The sequence below is a fragment of the Streptomyces sp. NBC_01176 genome (assembly GCF_045039825.1).
Classification (GTDB): domain Bacteria; phylum Actinomycetota; class Actinomycetes; order Streptomycetales; family Streptomycetaceae; genus Streptomyces.
On the sequence record NZ_CP108600.1, the window covers coordinates 8,117,187 to 8,136,681 of the forward strand.

Sequence of the window (19,495 nt, forward strand, 5' to 3'; positions counted from 1 at the left end):
CCACGGAACGGGCGGACCCCGTCACGCCGAGGTCAGCTGGGCTGACGGGTGGGCATGATCGTGACCTGCTGGAGGTTCGCCCGCGGCGGCAGACAGGCGATGAAACCGATGGTCTCCGCGATGTCCTGCGGAGTGAGCCATTCCATCGTCTCCTTGGAACCGTCCAGCCACTGCAGGGCTCCGTCGTCCGTGACGTGGCTCTGCAGCTCGGTGCCGACGATGCCCGGCTCGATCGCCGACACACGCACGTTCTTCGGGCCCAGCTCGACCCGCAGGTGACGCGAGAGATGGGTGACGTACGCCTTGGTGGCGGAGTAGACGGCGAAGTTCGGGAAGATGTTCTGCGCCGCGATCGACGAGGTGTTGATCAGGTCGGCCACACCGCGTTCGCCGGCTGCCGCGACCAGCTGCGGGGTGAACGCGCCGATGGCGTTCATCAGGCCGGTGACGTTGAGGTCGATCTGGTGCTTCCACTGGTCGGTGGCCAGCTCCTCGACCGGGGCGGGCAGCATCACGCCCGCGTTGTTGAACAGCAGGTCCGCGCCGCCCAGCTCGGCCGCCACCCGGTCGGCAGCGGTCCGCACCGCCGCCTCGTCCGTGACGTCCGCGGTGATCGCCACCGCGGTGCCGCCGGCCTTCTGGATCCGGGCGACCACGTCATCCAGCCGGTCCGCACGCCGTGCCAGCACCGCCACCGCGGCACCCAGCTCCGCCAGGTGCTCGGCCGACGCCTCGCCGATGCCGCTCGACGCACCGGTGACCACGGCGACCCGGCCACTCAATGGCTTGGCAGACGTTTCCGTAGACATGATGTGCCTCTTCCGTGGGGGGGGGGAACAGGGAGAACCGATCTTCAGCGGCCCCACATCCATCACACCACGCCGCACCCCCCGCGCAACCGTTGCGAGCAGGCGCTGAGCGGGGAGTTCTGAGCGGGGAGCTCTGAGCGGGTCGGGCAGATACCGAGTCGGCAGGTACCGAGTCGGCAGGTACCGAGTCGGTGGGGACCGAGTCGGTGGGGACCGAGCCGACAGGTACTTGCCGGGCCGCCCGGCGCCGAGCGCCCCGTGCGGGTTCCGCCGACACCGGGGGATGGACCGGAGCAGAGAGCACTCCACCCTGGCCCAGATGTGCGCCGGGGAGGGCGCCTGACAGGTAGAGCACCCGTTCAGGAGCCTTGGTCCGGAAGGGCCCGGATCCTGGCCGCGGGCACAAGATCAGACCGCCTCCCGGGCGGTGTCCTGTCCTCCCGTGCGCCGGACTAGCGGAGGAACGCCTCCGATGCGGTCCACAGGCGTGCCGCGTTGTCGCGGTCGAGGGCGTAGGGGGCGACCCCGGCGACGGCGCCGGCGCGTTCAATGACGGGCTGGGCCTCGGCGCAGTCCTCGTAGTAGCGGCCGGTGACGGCGGCCACGGTGGGCGAGGCGGCCATCAGGACGGTGGTGGCGGCGCCCTGCTCGACGGTCTTGCCCGGGGGCAGGACGAGTTCGCCGGTGGCGAGCATCCCGGCCACGGCGTCCATGTCGGTGTTGCGGGCCAGGCCGGTGGCGGCGACGTTGCCGGGCATCACGGCGTTGGCGGTGATTCCGTCGTCGGCCCAGCGTTCGGCGGCGCCGACGGCGAACAGCGCGGTGGCGGTCTTGGACTGGCCGTAGGACGTCCAGGGGTCGTAGGGGCGGTAGCGGTAATCCAGGTCGTCGAAGACGACCGGGGAGAAGAGGTGGCCGATGGAGCTGACCGCGACCACGCGAGCGCCGTCGGCGGCGGCGAGCGCGGGGCGGAGGCCGGTGGCCAGCGCGAAGTGGCCCAGGTGGTTGACGCCGAACTGCCACTCCCGGCCCTCTGGGGTACGGGTGATCCGCGGCGGGGACATGACGCCGGCGTTGTTGACCAGGATGTGCAGCGGGCCGTTCCAGGCCGCGGTGAACGCCGCGACCGACGCCAGGTCGGACAGCTCGATCCGGCCCACCGACAGCGTCCCGGCGGAGGACGGGAGCTCGTCCCGCAGGCGGGACGCCACGGCGGCGCCCGCATCGGTGTCGCGTACGGCCAGGGTGACGTCGGCGCCCGCCGCGGCGAGGGCGCGGACCGTCTCCACGCCGACACCGGAACCGGCACCGGTGACCACGGCTCGGCGGCCCCGTAGATCGACTCCGTCGAGCACCTCGGCGGCGGTCGAGGTGGCTCCGAAGGCGGGGGACTTCTTGAATGCGGACATGAGAAAGACTCCTGACGTGTGACGTGTGACGGGAACGCGTGGAGCGATCCGGCGGATCGGGCCGGTCAGCCCTGCGCGGTCCGGGAGACGTGCTGCCAGTCGGCCCAGGTCTGCAGGCGCTGGGCGTAGAGGGGTTCGATGATCTCGATGGGTTCGGTGCCGAAGAGCACGCGCAGCGGCGGGTTCTCGGCGTCGACGATCTGCAGCAGGGCGATGGCGGCATCGGCGGGGTCGGCGTACCGGGCGTCGCCCAGGCGGGCCGTGATGGCCGTGCGGACCTGGTCGTAGGCGGGGTTGGGCTCGGCCTGGCCGGCGGAGGAGCCGGCCCAGTCGGTGCTGAAGCCGCCGGGCTCGACGACGGTGACCTTGATCCCGGCGCCGCTGACCTCCTGGGCGAGGGCTTCGCTGAAGCCTTCGAGGGCCCACTTGGAGGCGTGGTACGCGCCGAGGGAGGGGAACGCGGCGACGCCGCCGACGGAGGAGATCTGCACGATGTGGCCGCTGCCCTGGGCGCGCAGGATCGGCAGGACGGCCTGGGTGACCCAGAAGGCGCCGAACAGGTTGGTCTCCATCTGGTCGCGCAGCTGCTGCTCGGTGATCTCCTCGATCATGCCGAACATGCCGTAGCCGGCGTTGTTGACGACGACGTCGAGGCGGCCGAACTTCTCGTGCGCGGTGGCCACCGCGGCGCTGACGGCGGCCTTGTCGGTGACATCGAGTGCCAGGGGCAGGACCGCGGCCTCGCCGTACTTGGTGACCAGGTCGTCCAGTGCGGCCGTGTTCCGGGCGGTCGCGGCGACCTTGTCCCCGCGCTCGAGCGCGGACTCGGCGAACCCGCGACCGAGACCGCGGGACGTACCGGTGATGAACCAGACCTTGCTCATGACTTCTCCTTCGGAGGGGGTGGGGATGGGGGGCCGCCGGGGGTGTGCCTCCCGGCTCGGACTCCACCGTAGCCCAAAACTTAGACGCGTCCAAAAATGTACTCATCCAGGAATCGGGCCGTAGGATGCCCTCATGGAAGAGACCGTGCAAGGGGAGAGCGCATGAGCCTGCGGGAGCGCAAGAAGCTGGCGACCTGGCGCGCCATCCGGGCGGCCGCGCTGCGGCTCGTGGAGGAGCAGGGTTACGAGGCCACGACTGTCGAGCAGATCGCGGCCGCGGCGAACGTCTCGCGGGCCACCTTCTTCAACTACTTCGCCGGCAAGGAGGCCGTACTCCTCGACCAGGACCCCGAGGAGCGGCTCTCATGGCAGGAGTTGATGCGCGACCGCCCCGCCGACGAGCCACTCTGGGACTCCCTGACCGCGATCCTCACGGGGTTCTGCGAGAGCCTGCGCGACGGCATGCCGCTGCTGCGCCGCCTCAAGGCGCAGTCGCCCGCCTTCGCCCAGTCGGCGCAGAACTTCGGCGAGCAGTTCTTCTCCGACCTCAGGAGCTGGGTGGCGTCTCGCACCACCGGGCCTGACGGATCGGCGGGGTCGGCAGGGTCCGACGAGTTCACTGCGACCCTGCAGCTGAACATCGCGGTGGCCGCCACGCTCACGGCGTACGAGACCTGGCCCGCGGACGAGTCCTTCGACGGTTTCCTGCGGCGCCTGGAGCGCTGCCTGCGCCAGACGGGCCCCGGCACGGCCGAGGGCTGACGGCCGACAGCCGTCCGGTGACCCGGCGGCGGACGCCTGTACCGTACCCGGGACCTTCCTCCGCCTGCGATCTGAGGTGCGCACATGAGCTCGCGACACGAGCAGTGGGCCGGGCTGCGGCGCCACCTGTGGCAGCCTCCTCGGCCCCATGGCGAGCAGCCGCCGGAGCGGTCCGTCGGACCACTCGAACTCTTCTACGACCTGGTCGTGGTCGTCCTGGTCGGCCAGGCGGCCCACCACTTCGCCGAACACCTCACCTGGCACGGCCTGTTCGAGTTCACCGTGGTGTTCGCGCTGGTGTGGATCGCCTGGTTCAACGGCAGCCTCCACCACGAACTGCACGGCCACGACGACGCGCGCAGCCGGGTCATGTTCCTGCTGCAGATCCTCGTGCTCGTGCCACTGGGCGCGTTCATCCCGGAGGCGGGCGGCGAGCACGGTGCAGCGTTCGCCGTGAACGCGGGCGTGATGTTCGCGGTCCTCGCGCTGCTGTGGTTGTTCGCCTCACGCGGTGACAGCCCCGAGTTCCGGCGTTCCAGCGGGCTGTACGTGGGCGGGACGGCTGTGTGCGCGGTTGTCCTCGCCGCGAGCGCCGTCCTGCCGGGGGATGACCGCACGACGGCCTGGGGCCTGCTGGTCCTCGTCTACCTGGCGGGTTTCGTGTTCATGATGGGCTGGGCCACCCCGGTGCGGGTGGTCGCGCTGAGCGTGACCGACCCGCTCGCCGAACGGTTCGGCCTGTTCGTCATCATCGTGCTCGGCGAGACCGCGGTCGGCGTCGTCGAGGGCCTGTCCCACGAGCCGACCAACTCGCTCACCATCGCCGTCGGACTCGTCGCCGTCGTCGTCAGCTTCGGTTCCTGGTGGACCTACTTCGACTTCGCCGGACACCGTCTGCCGCGTCCCACCCGTGCGAGCACCGTGCAGTGGCTCCTGGTCCAGCTGCCGCTCGCGGCCACCATGGCGGCCATGGGCGCCGCGAGCGTGGTCCTCGTCGAGCACGCCCACGACAGTCGCACGCCCGCCGCCGTCGCCTGGACGCTCTGCGGGGGCGCGGCCACGGTCCTTGCTACAACCATGGTGCTGGCGACCTCCCTGCGTGTGTGGCGCGAGGAACGCGCTCTCTACCGGCCGCTGGCCGGGACCTGCGCCATCGCCGCACTGATGGCCTTGGGCCTGGGGGCCGTACGTCCCGCACCGCTGGTTCTCGGGCTCGTTCTCGTCTTCCTCCTCGGCGTCCCCTGGCTCCTGGCCGTGGCCCGCCGGTTGGCGCGGGACGAGCCGGTCGAACTGTGACCGAGGGCGGCCGACTCCGCCCCAACACCGACCCGAAGAACAACCAGCGGCTCCAAAAGCAGGGTCTCGGCGACGAGATACCTCACCGCCGGGACCGGTCGGTGACGCCCGGCCTGGCGGAGAAGCCGGAGTTCACCAGGGCCCGTTACCCAACCCCAGGACCGAAGCGGGCATGACGTCACGTACCGCACTCTCAGAGGCGACCGAACCGGATCAACGCTGCTGCCGCATTGCTTCCTCGACCCTTGCCCTGGTCCGCCTTATCGTCCATGGGCCGGCTATCAGGGCCGCAAGAGCAACCACACCCGAACTGACCAAGGTTTCGGTCCACGGTGTTCCGCTCTGCCTCCACACCACGATGGCCGACGCAGCAACCACAGCGTCGACCCCGAGCAGGACTGCCCATATGCGGCCCGTAGACATCGATCTGTCAGACATAGGCCGTACCTTACGACGTGGTGCGTGATGACGATCGAGGCACTGCCGAGGCATGAAGTAGGCCGTGCGGCTCGGGTGTTGTCGTGACGCAATACCTGGGACGCACGGCTTTGTCCAAACGTATCTTCACCGGACTCCAGCCGCGCCTGGTGTTCGTCGACCGCGTCGTCGTCACCCGGGTGGCGCTGCGCTTCCAACTCCCGCACGCGGCCCTGGCGGAGCTCCATCGGGTAGACCGCTCCACGGTCACCCGTGCGATCCGAGATCCGTCCGCTGCCGGCAACCCGCGGCTTCGCCGTCCCCAGTCCATGAACGAGTGGCGGCCCGTCAGCCGAGGTGACGCACCCGAGGGCTGAACCGGGGGTTTGGTCCGTGACCGGTCCGGAGTCGCCGGTCAGGAGGGGTACCGCAGCGGGAGGAACCGGGAGTTGGCGCGCAGGCCGGGCTCGCTCGAGAGCGCGCCGAGTGAAAGGCGCCTGACGGGTGAAAACCCAGGTCAGGCGCCTTCTTCGTGCGTCTAGAAGAAGCCCAGCTTCTTCGGCGAGTACGACACCAGGAGGTTCTTCGTCTCTTGGTGGTACACGGGCCTATCCACCTCTGACCTGCGGCAATGGGTCGAACGCTCAAATGCGCAACCGAGTTGGTCCGGGCCTGGTCCGCATATTGGCCTTGGTGGCCCTGGGCAGAGGCCAGTTGGTCCGCCGGCTGTGCACGGCCTACATGTCCCTGCTCCGTGGAGAACCTGTGGACACTGTTCGCGCGTGCTCTTGGATGTCAGCCAGGGCCGGCGGCGGGGCCGTGTAGTGCCGCACGCGGTGGCGGATGGGGGGTGTCGGCTCGTACCCGATGGGGCGTTTCCTTGCCGCTTTGTGGACGAAGTCGACCCGGAGGCGATGATCTATTGAAAGGATAGTCAAGGACGCGAAAATGCACGGCAGTTGATGGGTGAGGAGCCGCGTGTGACCGGCATGATCAACGGGCGGTTTCATCTGCTGCCGCAGGCGGAAAAGCGCCAGGGCGGTATGTCCGAGGTGCGCAAGGCAGTGGATGTCTTGAGCCCGGAGGGCGCCTACGCGGCGGTGAAGCTGCTCAAGCGGCGCGACGACGAGGAGAGCACGCGGATTTTCCTCGACCGTGAGACCGCCTCGTTGCGGGCGCTGACCCATCCGAACATCGTGCGGATGCTGGATTCGGGCTGGGACGAAGAGCTGGAGCAGTACTTCATCGTCCTGGAGTGGGTCGACAGGAGCCTGAAGGACGAGATGAGCGGGGGCCGTCCGCTGGACTGGCCGGCCTACTTCGCTCGGATCGGGCGGCCGTTGGCATCTGCTCTCGCCTACGCTCACGAGCAGCGGGTGGAGCACCGAGACATTAAGCCTGGAAACGTCCTCTTGACCAGTGACGGCACGGTCAAGCTCGCCGACTTCGGGATCGCTAAGGTCGTGGAGACGGCGGGGGCGTCCGTGACGGATCACACGGTCGCTGACTACGGTTCCAGCCTGTACAAGCCATTGGAGAAGAGCAGCGTCGGCTGGGTCAGGGATGTCTACGCGTACGCCGTCCTGGCCATCCAGATCTTGTCCAACAGCAAGGCCCGCGACTACCCCGGACTGCTGTCCGCGCTGGACGAGCTAGAGATGGACACCGATGTCCGCGCGATTCTGAAGTCCTGCATCGACCTCGAACCGCAGAAGAGGCCGGCCAACGCCATCGTGCTGGAGCACCAACTGCTGGAGGTGGAGCGACGGTGCGGCAACCGTGACGCGCGGCAGCGCAACTCGGTGTGGCTGAAGATGACCAAGAACGCCGCGGAGAAGCTCGTCACCGTGCCGGAGGGCGAGGGACTGAGCCTCGACCAGGTCATGGCGCGCGCCAAGTCGGAGGTGATGTCCGACATCTCGGGCACGGTGCATGTCGACTACGGCTGGAACCCGGCCACGAAAGAGGTCGACACCGGGACGGTGCGGGTCTTCGGCCGGAAGCTGTTCCTGCGCATGGCCGGCGACGACAACAACTCCGACCGGTGCGTCATCGTGTCCGCAGAAGAGCGGCCGGAGGAATGGCTGGCGAAGCGCCGGGAGTCTGCACTCAAGCTTGATCCGATTCTGAGCTGGACCTTCTACGATCCGGGCGAGGACCCGGCCAACCGCGGGCTGAACGTGCTGCTGGCGGGCCTCAACACGCATGTCGAGGCCCGCGAGGAGAAGGGTCGCGAAGACCGGCGGCAGAACCTCGGGGACCTCTTCGATGGCTGGCGGCACGTCCTGGAGGCCCGCGAGGAGATCGCGGCGAACGGGCGGCAGCCCGTCGCCTACGACAGGACGGAGGGCACCTCGTACACGCGGTCCTTCCGTCTGGGTGCCACAGAAACGGTGATGGAGATCGGCGACGAGTGGTCGGTCGTGGAATACCCCTACAGTCGGCCCATCGACCGTGGTGTCGTCACCAGTCGGACCGAGGACACCGTCCAGCTCCGGATGACTCGTGCCAAGACGGCGCTGCCACGCCGCGGTTACTTGCTGCCCTTCCTTGGCCCCAGCCAGAGCGCCATCAACCGGCAGCGCGACGCGCTGTCCACGGTCGCCGCCGAGCAGAGCAGTAACCCTCACCTGGGCAAGATCATCGAGAATCCGCAGGAGATGCCGGTCCTGCCTCCGGTCGAGGTCACCTCCTGGGTCCGCGCCGACCTTGACCAGAGCAAACGGGATGTCGTCGTGCGCGCGCTGGGGACGCAGGACCTGGTCCTGGTCGAGGGGCCGCCTGGCACTGGTAAGACCACGGTGATCGCGGAGATCGTTGAGCAGACCCTCAGCCGCAAGCCGGACGCACGAATTCTCATCGTCAGCCAGACCCACATCGCCATCGACAACGCGTTGCGCCGTCTGGAGGAGGCGGGTATCGACGGCCTGGTGCGTTTGGGGCGCCCGGACGATCCGCGTATCGATCCCGCCGCGCAAGCGCTGCTGTTGGACCGGCAGGTCAAGAGATGGACGCAGAGTGTTCGGGCCCGGGCGGAGAGGCACCTGGAAGCGGTCGCGATCCGGCAGAAGCTGGAGGCACGGCACCTGAAGGCGGCACTCCTGCTGGAGGAGGCGGCCGCCGTCGCCACCGACCTCGCGCACGTTGAGGGCCGCCTCGTGGAACTGACCGCTCAGCCTTTGCCCGACCGCACCACCTCCGCGCGGGAACTGGGAGAGGAAGCGGTCACCGTCGGCGCCCGCCGGGAGACACTCCTCGAACAGCGTGCGGCCCTGGTCGTCGAGATCCAGAGTGCCCTGGACGGTGACCTCACCCTGCGCGAGACCATGACCGCGCGGGAGTGCCGGGACGCCGTCGAGGCTCTGTTTCCGGCAGATGGTCCCGGACAGAACCTCATGCGGCTGCTGCGCTTGCAGGGCGAATGGCTCAAGCGGATCGGCAGCGACCCGCACCTGATCGCCAGTTTCTTGCGGACCCGGAATGTGGTGGGTGGCACGGCCCTGGGCTTCTTGGGGCATCCGGCAGCACGTTCCCTGGACTTCGACCTGTGCATCTTCGACGAGGCGTCGAAGGCGACCGCGACCGAGGCGCTGGTCCCGCTGGCCCGGGCGAAGCGGTGGGTGCTGGTGGGGGACACCAAGCAGCTCCCGCCGATCGACGAGGACCTGCTGCGCAATGGCAAGGCCATGGAAGACCACCAGCTGACCCCGGAGATCGTGCAGACGACGCTGTTCCAGCACCTGGCGGACAATACGCAGCTGCCGGTCAAGCACCTGCTGCGCGAGCAGTACCGGATGACTCCTGCCATCGGCAACATGATCAGCAGCTGCTTCTACGACAACGGACTGCTCTCTCCCAATCCGCACGAGCTACCGGGGTACAGGGGCATCAACCGGCCTGTGCTCTGGATGGACACCAGCTTTCATCCGGGGCGGCGTGAGACGGAGCGATCAGGCACCGAGACCAGCGTCTCCAACCGGCTTGAAGCGCAGATCGCAGAGAAACGTCTGGAGGTCATCGACCATGCGATCGGGAAGGGGGTGGTCCAGCCGCCCGGCGGCAAGCCATTGGAGGTTCTGGTCATCGCGCCCTACGGCCGTCAGGTCGAAACACTCAAGAAGCAGCTAGCCAAGAAGAAGCTGAGGCACTTCACGCCCGAGGTGCTCTCTGTGGATGCCGTGCAGGGTCGCGAGTGCGACCTCGCGGTCTTCTGCGTGACCCGCAGCAACTCCGACGGCCGGTTCGGGTTCCTGGGGCAGCCCTACTGGCGGCGCATCAACGTCGCTCTCTCCCGCGCCCGGTTCGGGCTGATCATCGTCGGGGACGCCGGCTTCTGCCGCAGCAAACCCGGCGCCCTGCGCAACGTCCTCGACTATATGAGCAGCCACCCGGAAGACTGCGAGATCCGCGATGTCAACGTTCAGTGAGGACAGCCTGCTGGCCGTCCGCTTCGGAAATGCCCGCACCGGCTTCGACCTCGTCGGCATCGTCGACGCGGCCCTGCCCGTCGCCCGCATCACCACCGAGGTCCTCGCCCAGGACAGCAAGGACATCCCCCTGCTGGAGGAGTACGTCCTGCGGCTCGTCGAGCAAGGGGAGAGAACACCGGAATCCATCGCGGGGCTCCTCGGCCTGGACGTCGCCATGGTGAACCAGACCGTGGCGGTCCTTTTCGGCTCCGACGACCTGCGATGGACTGCTCCCGTGCCCGGCACAGCGCCCGTTCCGCGGCTGCGCTTGACCGAGAAGGGCCGCTTCACCGCGACGAAGGCGGCTGCCATCGTCCCGGTCCGGGTCAGCCAGTCCCTCGTCTTCGACCAGATGTTGTGGCGGGCCTCCCCTTACAGCCGCCGCAGCACCATCGCCCGGGACGTGGCCACCGAAGCCGGAATGATCATGCTGCCTGCCGCGCGTTCCGGTCCCGTCGAGGACGGCGAGGTGACCGCCGAGGAGATCACCTCCCTACTTCAGGAGAACGGCACCACCACCCGCGAAGTCCTGCAGGTCAAAAGCATCGTCCAGACCCGAACCCGTCATGTCCTGCCGGTCAAGCTCCTCGTTTATGCGGACGCTGAACGCGCTGACATCGAGCTCGGTGTCGTCATCGATGGCGAACTGAGCGACCGCCATGAGATCGAACTGATCGGCTTCGGCGGCGCCAAGGGCCTCGGTATCAACGTAGAGCCCGAGCCTGAGCGCCCCCTGCTGGAACCCGACCTCGAAGAGGCCCGGATCCCCCTGCAGGAGGTCACTCAGAAACGCGCAGAGCAGGCCGCCGTCCAGCTCAACTCCCCGGCACCCCTCCCTGCAGAGCCGAAGGCCCTAGAGTCGCAGGCAGAGGAGATTCGAGCAATCGGTGTCTTCGAGCACCCGGAGCTCCTCGACGAAGCCCTCACCAGCGCCCGGAAACGCATCCTGATCATCTCACCGTGGATCACCGGCGCGATCGTCACCACGGCGTTCGTCGGCAAACTGGAACGCCGACTGCAGCGTGGCGTGAAGGTCGACATCGCCTACGGCTATGACGACAGCGAGAATAGGACCGACCCGAATGCCATCAGAAGGCTGAACAACCTCGCTGCGCGATACCCCGAGAAGCTGCACGTGGCGCGCCTCAAGAGCAACCATGCCAAGATCCTCCTCTTCGACGATGCCTGGGTGACCACCTCCTTCAACTGGCTCTCCTTCAAGGGTGATCCGGACCGCACCTACCGGGTGGAGGAGGGCACCCTGATCCGAAATCGGGAGAAATCTGACGTCTACTATGCCCGCTACCTCGAACTCATTGGCGACAACCGCCGATAGGCCAGCACCGTGGAGTCCTGCACCTCGCTGTCCCGACGGCCCGGGCGGCGCCGGTCCTCAGGAACCGTCCAGTCTGCCGCGAAAAGAGTGCCGTCGATGTAGAGCGTGCGCTCCTGGCGAGGCCGGTGGCGGGCGAGCAGGCCCAGGATGTCGTCGTGAAGGCCCGCGATTTCGTTGCGCCGAGCCGCCCGTTCCACACGCTGCAGCACCGGCGCCAAGACCCCGAGCGTCACGCCGAGCGCCGCGAAGCCAGCCACGACGTAGTCGCCCAGAATGAGTGGTTCCTGATGGGCGAAGGCGTCCAGGAACGGCGTGTAGTAGGCCAGCACATGTAGGTCCGGGTCGACGGGAAGGTCTACGGCGCGAGGGTGGGCTATGTCCGGGTCGATCGCCGTCAGACGCATGGGGCTATGGGGGGAGCAGAAGTGCACCGCGCTCGCGTATGCGATCTTCGGCACTTCGCCCTTGATGGTCCTGACTGTCCTCTTCTGTTCCTCCATCGCTTCGCGCAGCTCCTTCGTCAGCGGGCCTGAGCGGCCCTTGGCTTCCGCGACGACATAACCGCCGACGGTCCACTCTCCGAAGAAGTCCGCCCGGCTCCGGCCGGGGGCGAAGGTGAGATTGTAGGCGGAGGCGTGTGAACGTTCGCGTTATTCCCCAGGGGTAAGTTCACGCAATTCCCCAGGCCCTGCCCGGTGGACGATCTACCGGTCTGAGAGGATCGGGCTGGGTAGACGCGCCGGATGGAGGCTGCAGGTTGGCGAGCATGGGGTGGTTTCCGTATGACTCGATTGCTCTCGCAAGCCTGGGTGTGGGCGAGGAAGTGGCGCGTGCCCTGAGCGGGCGCGGGCTGCCAGCCGACTGCAATCGCATGTTCGTGAGGGACTCCGGTCGAGAGCTGTCGGTACGGGATCTTCCCCAAGGCCGGGCCGTGTTCCTAGGCGCGTTCGAGGACGGCGTCAATACCTACTGGCTGCTGATCGACAGCGGTGAAGTCTGGATGGTCCGCGGCTATGAAGGTGACGTGGACCATCAGTACGGGTTGGTCAACTCCTCGGTAGTGGGTCTGCAACGCATCCTGGATGTATGGGAGGGTTTCGTCTTCTCGGGCAGGAACGAAGCCGAAGACGACTACGAGGATTTCGTTGAAGACGTGATCGGGCAGGCCCGTCAGAGTGACCCGGATGTGTTCGAGGACGAAGACTCCTGGTGGTCACGCGTCTTTGAGGAAGTCGAGCTCGGGGCGCTTGGCCCCGAGGAGACGTCGGCCACGTCCTAGCGGACCGGGGGCTTGTCGGGCTTGTCGGTGGGGTTCTTGGGGCGCTTGTTCGGGCGGTAGCTGGGGCCGTTCATGATGACCTGGTGGCTGGTGTTGATCAGTCGGTCCAGGAGCGACTCGGCGACTACCGGGTTCGGGAAGAGGGGATACCAGTCGCTGGGCGCCCTGTTGCTGGTGATGATCAGGGACCGGCCCTGCCGTTCGCTGACCAGTTCGTAGAGGTCGTCGGCCTGGGCCGCTCCGAGCTGGCGCATGGCGAAGTCGTCGAGGATGAGCACGTCGGGCCGTACCAGTTCACGGATCCGCTTGTCCCAGGTGCGGTCCGCGTGGCCGCCGGCGAGGTCCGCGAGGATCCGGCTGGTCTTGGCGAAGCGGACGTGGGCGCCCTGGCGGACGGCGAGGTGGCCGAGGGCCTGGGCGACGTGTGTCTTTCCGACCCCGACCGGCCCGAAGAGGATGACCGACTCGCCCGAATGGAGCCAGCGCAGGGCTCCGAGGTCGCGGATCTGGGCGGCCGGCAGCTTCGAGGAGGCGGTGAAGTCGAACTCCTCCAGGGTGACCTGCTGCTCGAACTTCGCCCGGGTCAGGCGCCGTTGGAAGGCGACGGTCTCGCGGCGGGTGATCTCGTCCTGGCAGAGGACCTGCAGGAAGTCGAGGTGCCCGAGTTCGCCGCCGTGGGCCTGGGCCAGGCGGGCATCGAGGGTTTCCAGCATCCCCGAGAGCCGCAGCGACTTCAGCGACTCACGCAGGGCAGAGTCCATCACGCTCATCAGATGCTTCCCTCAGCTTCGCCGTGGACCTGGTCGTCGTGGAGTTCATCCGCCGTCTCGGACGGGGCGACGGAGGCGAACAGCCGCTTGGGCCCGTGGAGGAAGGCCGCGGCTCCCGCGTCCCCGCTCGATTCGGGCTCCGGATCGGTCTCGGTGCCGGCGATCAGGATGCCCTTGATGGTCCGGTAGGACGGATCTCCGACCGTGATGGCCCTCGCGCAGGCGGCCTCCAGCCTCGCGTCGCCGTACTTCTTCTTCAAGCCGAGGATTCCCTGGGCGGCGCGGAGCCGGTAGAGCGCGTTGACCTCCAGCAGCTGGTCGACCACGGTCCGGCAGGCGTCCCCGACCTCGGATGCCTGGGTCCGGCACCAGATCGGCGTGCGCATCTGGAAGGCGATCTTCTCCGGCGGGTAGTCGGTCCTGTCGGTGCGTTTTCCCTGCTCAAGTGCCACGTGGGTCTTGACCAGGTCGCCGTCGAGGAAGACCTGCACCATCGTGGCGGTCGAGCGGACGTCAACCCGGCGGCCGATCAGTTTCCAGGGCACCGAGTAGAGGGTGCGGCCGACCTTGATGTGGATGTCCGGGCCGACCAGCGCCGTCGACCAGCGGGCCAACACGAACGGAGTGGGCGGCAGCGGCAGCAGGGTCTCGGCTTCGACGGCCTCGAACACCGCCATCGGGGCGGCTCCCTGCAACGGCCGGCACTGCCGCCGGCCGGCCACCTTCTGGCTCCAGGTCACGGCTTCGGCCTGCATGTGGTCGATCGAGGTGAACTCCCGCCCCCGCCAGAACGAGTCCCGGATGTAGGGCATCGGGCGTTCGACCCGCGGCTTGTCCTTGGGCTTGGCGGCGCGGGCCGGATCCACCAAGGCGCCGTAGTGGGTGGCGAGCTCGGCATACGCCTTGTTGATCTTCGGATCGTAGAGATCGGGCTTGTCGACGCCGGTCCGCAGGTTGTCCGGCACCAGCCGGCGCGGGACGCCTCCGAAGTAGCGGAAGGCGGCGACGTGGGCTTCGGTCCAGGCGTGTTGGTGGAGATAGAGGACCGGGCGGACGAACATGTGCCGCGAGCAGGGCAGCACCATCACGAAGGCCCAGATCCGGTGTCGCTTACCGGTCTTCGGATTCGTCCACTGACCCAGGTGGCCGTAGTCGATCTGAGCCTCCGAGCCCGGCTCGACGTCATCGCGCAAGACCGTGACCTGGGACCTTGCCGTCTCGTCGGGGAGCGTGGCGTGCACCCACCGGCGGAACGACGAGATCGACACGTCCAGCTTGTGCTCATCCCGGAGGCGCTGGTGGATCGTGGAGACCGTCACCGTCCCCAGCAGGTTCTTGATGTAGTCACGGTGCTGGTCGATGTCCGGCCAGGTGATCTGCCTCAGCCGCCGGTCGACGAGTTCGGGGAACCAGCTCTTGATCAGCTTGGCCCAGTCGGCCTCCCGCATCGGCGGCCCGCCCGGCGTGATCCCGGACGCCTCCGCCGGCTCCAGGTACTTCCTGATCGTCTTGCGGTCCACCCCCAGCGACGCTGCCAGCTCGCTCTTCGAGCGGCCCGCGTACCAGTGGACATAGATCTCGGTGATGTCGACCACGACGAACGTTCTCCTTGCCATCCGGGCTGACCATCGGCCTTCCGAACCACAGGCCCAGGGCCGCCCACACGCCTCCGCGGTGACCAGGTCCCTCGTTCCTGAACTCCGTCGTACCCATGGCCAATTAGGAGAAGTCGGGATGAGGAATTACATGAAGCTCAAACCACCCGAGATGGGGAAAAACGTGAACGCTCACACTGAGCACCGGTCACGCTGTGCGCCTCGTACGTGGCCATCCCTCACACGGTCCGTCGGCCTATGAGGTGGTGGCCGCATGGGCGCCGTATCTCGAACATTTGGGAGTTGATTCAGATCGATGGGCGACCGAAACTGAATCAAATGCGACCGCTGTGCATTTAGAGAATTATGGTGACAAGATGCGGCCCCAGATCCTGAGGGGGCGACGGCATCTCATGGGGCTTGTGGCTCCCTTTGCTGTGTGTTCCCGCCGGACGTCCCAGGGTGTGTACGAGCGCAGCAAGGAGCCGCGATGACCCAGCCCAGTGATCCGCGTGCCATCCCAGGCCCGCGAGACGGCTCCGCCGAACCACACGGGACCGTAGTCCCGGTGCCGCCCCGGCTCACCAAGGCGGTCATCCGTAACTTCCGGCTGCTCCGCAGAACCGAGCTTTCCTTCACGGACAAGGTGACACTGTGCGTCGGCCGCAACAACACGGGAAAGACCTCGCTGGCGAAACTGTTCGAATTCTTCGTGGCGAGGAAGAAGGCCGCGCTGCGCATCGAAGACTTCTCCGCCGACTGCTACGAGGAGTTCCTCGCCGCCCATCGCCTCTTCGCCTCGGGTGAGGCGGAGCAGGCGCGCGACACGGTTCCGGCAGTCACCCTCACCCTCCACATCTCCTACGACAAGGACTGCGGCCAGTACGGACCCCTGGCCCCCTTCGTGGTGGATCTCGACCCCGACTGCTCCGAGGTGGTGATCAGGTTCGCCTTCGCGTTGGGGGATGGTGCCCTGAAGGAGTTCTTCGGCGGCGTGCCGGTGGGGCCGGATGCCACGGCCACGCTTGAGCAGCTGGGCAGAGGCATCCCGAAGCACTTCGAGATGTCGGTGATGGCGGTCGACCCGACCGATGAGGCGAACGTCCGACCGGTCGACCTCGCGGACGTGCGCACCCTGGTGAGGGTGGACTTCGTCGAGGCGCAGCGAGGGCTGGACGACGAGAGCGACGGGCATGCCGCACCAATTGGAGCGGTCTTCGAGCAACTGCTGACCGCGGCGGAGAAGAGCCAGAACGCGACGTGGCTGGAGGAGCTCGCCGCGAACATCGACAGGACACTCGTGGACACCTCCGGCAGTCTCGACAGTAGCCTCCAGAAGGTCCGCGAACGGGTGGCGCCGACATTGAAGGCATTCGGCTATCCGGGTCTGGCAAACCAGGAGTTCGTCACGGCCGCCCGGCTGGACTCCAAGAGGCTGCTCAGGAACTTCGCGCGCATTCACTATCCGGGAGTGGCCGGTGTGCGGTTCCCGGAGTCGTACAACGGCCTCGGTACGCGGAACTTGGTGATGATTCTGCTCAGGCTCTTCACCTGCTACCGCGACCACACGGCGACCTCTCCGGAGTCGGGGATCCATCTCGTCTTCCTGGAGGAACCGGAGGCCCATCTGCATCCGCAGATGCAGGAGGCTTTCATCCAGCGACTCACGTACTCCGTCAATCTGTTCCCCCGGATCGACGCGCAGATGAGAGCGACGATGCCCGGGCAAAAGGGAGCGGTCGAGGAGAGCAGCACCGCAATCGACAGCAGCCCCCGGTGGAACGCTCAGTTCGTGGTGACCACCCACTCGGCACACGTGGCCAACCGAGGACACTTCTCCGACATCCGGTACTTCCGGAAGGAGGAGGACACCGTGGAGAGCGGAAGCGAGCCGGGGCCGGCCCGCACTGTCATCAAGGACCTGTCCCAGGTGACCGGCGACGAGAGGTTCCTCCGCAAGTACCTGACCCTCACCCGGGCCGACCTCTACTTCGCGGACAAGGCCATCCTCGTCGAGGGCGCCAGCGAGCGTATCTTCGTCCCGGCTGCGGAGGAGAAGCTGGCGGCGAGGAGGCCCGGAGAGACGCCCCAGCACCAGTACGTGACCTTGATGGAGGTCGGCGGGGCGCATGCCCACAGGTTCTATCCGCTGCTGAAGGTTCTCGGGATCCCAGCCCTGATCATCACGGATCTTGATCCCGTCGACGACAGGGAGCCCAAGATCCGCAAATGCCTGGTGTCCGAATCCGGACGCACGTCCAACCAGTCCATCAGGGCGTGGTCCCCCGAGATGGCCGACATCACGGTGGCCGAGCTGCTGCAGCGGGCCGAGACGGACCCGCCGATCGTCGGCGGCAGCATGTGCCTCGCCTACCAGGTGCCGGAGGAGCCCGGCGGTCCGTGCGGCCGCACTTTCGAGGACGCCTTCGCGTTGGCCAACCGGGCCCTGTTCGGTATCCCCACGGGTGCCGCTCCCGCCGAGGAACTGGAACAACAGGCCCGTAGCAGCGTGGAGACCAGGTGCAGCAAGGTCGACTTCGCTCTCGACCACGTCCTCGGAGACCACGACTGGCAGGTCCCGAAGTACATCAGGCGCGGCCTCGAGTGGCTCATGGCACAGGACGGGACGGCGACGAAGGCGGACGTCCAGTGACGACCGAGGCGGAAGACGTCACGCACACGATCCTGACGGCTCTCCAGGCGGGCCGTCACTTCAAGGTGGAGGCCGGTGCCGGTGCGGGCAAGACCAGCTCACTGATCGAGGTGCTCCAGAGCATCCTGGCTGACCGCCCCCGCTACCTCCCGCGGCCCCACCAGCGCATCGCCTGCGTCACCTACACCAATGTGGCCCGCGACGAGATCATCAGCCGTACCGACCGCAGCCCGTACGTGTTCGCCGAAACCATCCATGGTTTCCTGTGGCAGCTGCTCTCCCCTTTCCCCAAGCACCTGTTGCGCCACATCGTCGAGCTGGACCTCATGCTGTCGAAGATGGAGGGCCACACCTCACTGGACGGCTACACCGTCGACTACAGCACCGGCTTCCAGAAAGTGGACCACGACAGCCGTCGCGTGCAGCTGGGTCACAACGATTTGCCCGTCCTCGCGAGGGCGTTTTTCGCCCTTCCCAAGTTCCGGGCCCTGGCTGCCGACCGGTTCCCGATCGTCTTCGTGGACGAGTACCAGGACACCCCCGCCGGTCTGGCGGAGGCCATGCTGGGCACGCCGGGCGATGAGGCCACCTCGCGCGGCCCCCTCTGCGGCTTCTTCGGGGACCATTGGCAGCAGATCTACGACAACGCGTGCGGGGCACTCGAGGACGCCCGCCCGACACCGGTCTTCAGACGGCGCAATCGGCGCTCGCAGCGCGCCGTCGTGAACCTCCTGAACACGATGCGTCCCGAACTGACGCAGACGACGGCGTCAGGAGTTGGCGAGGGCACCGTCGCCGTCTATTACACGAACGAATGGGCCGGGACGAGGCTCACCCACCACCGGAAGGGTCAGCTCGGCTGGGAGGCGGCCCACGCGGCCCGGAAATGGGTACTGGACGACGTCCGCGACCGGTTATGGAGCATCGGGGCATCCGGTCACGATGCCCAGGCGCGGGCGGAGGAGCCCAGCACGAAGATCCTCATGCTCACGCACGAGACGATCGCCGGCGAACTGGGATATCAGAAGCTCCACGGGGCCTTTCGGCGCAACGATTCCTACGTGAGGAAGGAGGACCACGCCATGGCCTTCTTCATGGACACGCTGGAACCGGCCCTGCTCCACCACCGGAACAAGCGCTACGGCGCGATGTTCGACGCACTCGACCCCCGTGGCCGCCCACCCATCAACTCGTCGGCCGACAAGCAGGAATGGATGGCGTTCCTGACGAAACTGGGGGAGGCCCGCAAGACGGGCACGGTCGGCGACGTCCTCGACCTCTGTCTTGAGCAGCAGCTCTTCGACGGCCTGGGGAAGGTGCGCGAGCGTCACCGGAAGGCCGTGTCACCATCCGGCACCGACCCGCAGGCTGTGAGTGACGACAAGGCCGAAGCCCGGGCGGCGGCGTGGTCGAAGGAGTACCAACAACTGCGCCAGGTGCCGTACGCGGAGTTGCTGGCGTTGAACGAGCACCTCGGCGGCGGCACGCCCTTCGCCACACAACACGGCGTCAAAGGACTGGAGTTCAACCGGGTCCTCGCCGTGGTCAGCAAGGGACACTCCCGCTTCCAGATCCCCGAGATGCTGGCTAACTTCTCCCGGCGCGACGAACTGATGGACAAGGAACTGGAGGCGTTTATCAGGGCACGCAACCTCTTCTACGTGGCATGCTCACGGGCCAGAGAGCATCTGGCCATCCTCTTCACCACGAAACTTGAGCCCGCTGCACTGGACACCCTCCGGGAGTGGGTCGGCGAGTCGCGGATCATGTCGCTGCGGTTCGACGGGGATACGGTGGTGGGTGGCGAATGAGGGAC

The 19,495-nt window shown here is 67.3% G+C and carries 14 protein-coding genes; 8 read left to right on the forward strand and 6 right to left on the reverse strand.

What is annotated here, in order from left to right; genetic code table 11:
* Positions 1-32: 32 nt before the first annotated feature.
* From OG199_RS35340 to OG199_RS35350, 3 genes are all read right to left on the reverse strand, one after another.
* Positions 33-809, reverse strand: coding sequence for an SDR family oxidoreductase (locus OG199_RS35340; RefSeq protein WP_401806227.1), 777 nt, complete (start codon positions 807-809; stop codon positions 33-35).
* 452 nt (positions 810-1,261) lie between these two features.
* Positions 1,262-2,218 (reverse strand): SDR family NAD(P)-dependent oxidoreductase, encoded by a 957-nt coding sequence (locus OG199_RS35345; RefSeq protein ID WP_405832900.1) that lies wholly within the window; start codon positions 2,216-2,218, stop codon positions 1,262-1,264.
* A gap of 65 nt (positions 2,219-2,283) precedes the next feature.
* Positions 2,284-3,102 carry an SDR family NAD(P)-dependent oxidoreductase gene (locus OG199_RS35350; RefSeq protein ID WP_356799229.1) on the reverse strand — a complete coding sequence of 273 codons (819 nt, stop codon included), beginning with the start codon at positions 3,100-3,102 and terminating at the stop codon, positions 2,284-2,286.
* Positions 3,103-3,264: 162 nt separating this feature from the next.
* Between OG199_RS35350 and OG199_RS35355 the strand changes: the two genes are divergently transcribed.
* From OG199_RS35355 to OG199_RS35375, 5 genes are all read left to right on the forward strand, one after another.
* Entirely contained in the window at positions 3,265-3,864 is a 600-nt protein-coding gene (locus OG199_RS35355; protein WP_356799227.1) for a helix-turn-helix domain-containing protein, read from the forward strand.
* An 84-nt stretch (positions 3,865-3,948) separates the two neighbouring features.
* Positions 3,949-5,160 carry a low temperature requirement protein A gene (locus OG199_RS35360; RefSeq protein ID WP_405832903.1) on the forward strand — a complete coding sequence of 404 codons (1,212 nt, stop codon included), beginning with the start codon at positions 3,949-3,951 and terminating at the stop codon, positions 5,158-5,160.
* A 548-nt stretch (positions 5,161-5,708) separates the two neighbouring features.
* Complete coding sequence (locus tag OG199_RS35365; RefSeq protein WP_401806219.1) at positions 5,709-5,954, forward strand: hypothetical protein; 246 nt, start codon at positions 5,709-5,711, stop codon at positions 5,952-5,954.
* A 612-nt stretch (positions 5,955-6,566) separates the two neighbouring features.
* Positions 6,567-10,004 carry a serine/threonine-protein kinase gene (locus OG199_RS35370; RefSeq protein ID WP_242643502.1) on the forward strand — a complete coding sequence of 1,146 codons (3,438 nt, stop codon included), beginning with the start codon at positions 6,567-6,569 and terminating at the stop codon, positions 10,002-10,004.
* Positions 9,988-11,382: a phospholipase D-like domain-containing protein gene (locus OG199_RS35375; protein ID WP_207314493.1), complete on the forward strand. Its 1,395-nt coding sequence runs from the start codon at positions 9,988-9,990 to the stop codon at positions 11,380-11,382. Before OG199_RS35370 ends, OG199_RS35375 begins: the two co-directional genes overlap by 17 nt.
* Here the strand turns inward: OG199_RS35375 and OG199_RS35380 are convergent.
* Positions 11,349-11,882 carry a hypothetical protein gene (locus tag OG199_RS35380; RefSeq protein WP_405832905.1) on the reverse strand — a complete coding sequence of 178 codons (534 nt, stop codon included), beginning with the start codon at positions 11,880-11,882 and terminating at the stop codon, positions 11,349-11,351. The two genes, OG199_RS35375 and OG199_RS35380, sit on opposite strands and share 34 nt — an antisense overlap.
* 266 nt (positions 11,883-12,148) lie before the next feature.
* Here OG199_RS35380 and OG199_RS35385 point away from each other — a divergent pair, with 266 nt between their 5' ends.
* Positions 12,149-12,661: an SUKH-4 family immunity protein gene (locus OG199_RS35385; protein WP_393101401.1), complete on the forward strand. Its 513-nt coding sequence runs from the start codon at positions 12,149-12,151 to the stop codon at positions 12,659-12,661.
* On the opposite strand, the gene istB is transcribed toward OG199_RS35385, so the two are convergent.
* Positions 12,658-13,431 (reverse strand): IS21-like element helper ATPase IstB, encoded by a 774-nt coding sequence (gene istB, locus OG199_RS35390; RefSeq protein ID WP_285530201.1) that lies wholly within the window; start codon positions 13,429-13,431, stop codon positions 12,658-12,660. The two genes, OG199_RS35385 and istB, sit on opposite strands and share 4 nt — an antisense overlap.
* The gene (gene istA, locus OG199_RS35395) at positions 13,431-15,026 is read right to left on the reverse strand and encodes an IS21 family transposase (RefSeq protein WP_393101037.1); all 1,596 of its coding nucleotides are present in this window, start codon (positions 15,024-15,026) and stop codon (positions 13,431-13,433) included. Before istA ends, istB begins: the two co-directional genes overlap by 1 nt.
* A gap of 490 nt (positions 15,027-15,516) precedes the next feature.
* Between istA and OG199_RS35400 the strand changes: the two genes are divergently transcribed.
* Together OG199_RS35400 and OG199_RS35405 are read left to right on the forward strand one after the other, a co-directional pair.
* Complete coding sequence (locus tag OG199_RS35400) at positions 15,517-17,679, forward strand: ATP-dependent nuclease (RefSeq protein WP_405832907.1); 2,163 nt, start codon at positions 15,517-15,519, stop codon at positions 17,677-17,679.
* The gene (locus tag OG199_RS35405; protein WP_207314488.1) at positions 17,676-19,490 is read left to right on the forward strand and encodes a UvrD-helicase domain-containing protein; all 1,815 of its coding nucleotides are present in this window, start codon (positions 17,676-17,678) and stop codon (positions 19,488-19,490) included. Before OG199_RS35400 ends, OG199_RS35405 begins: the two co-directional genes overlap by 4 nt.
* The last annotated feature ends 5 nt before the right edge of the window (positions 19,491-19,495 follow it).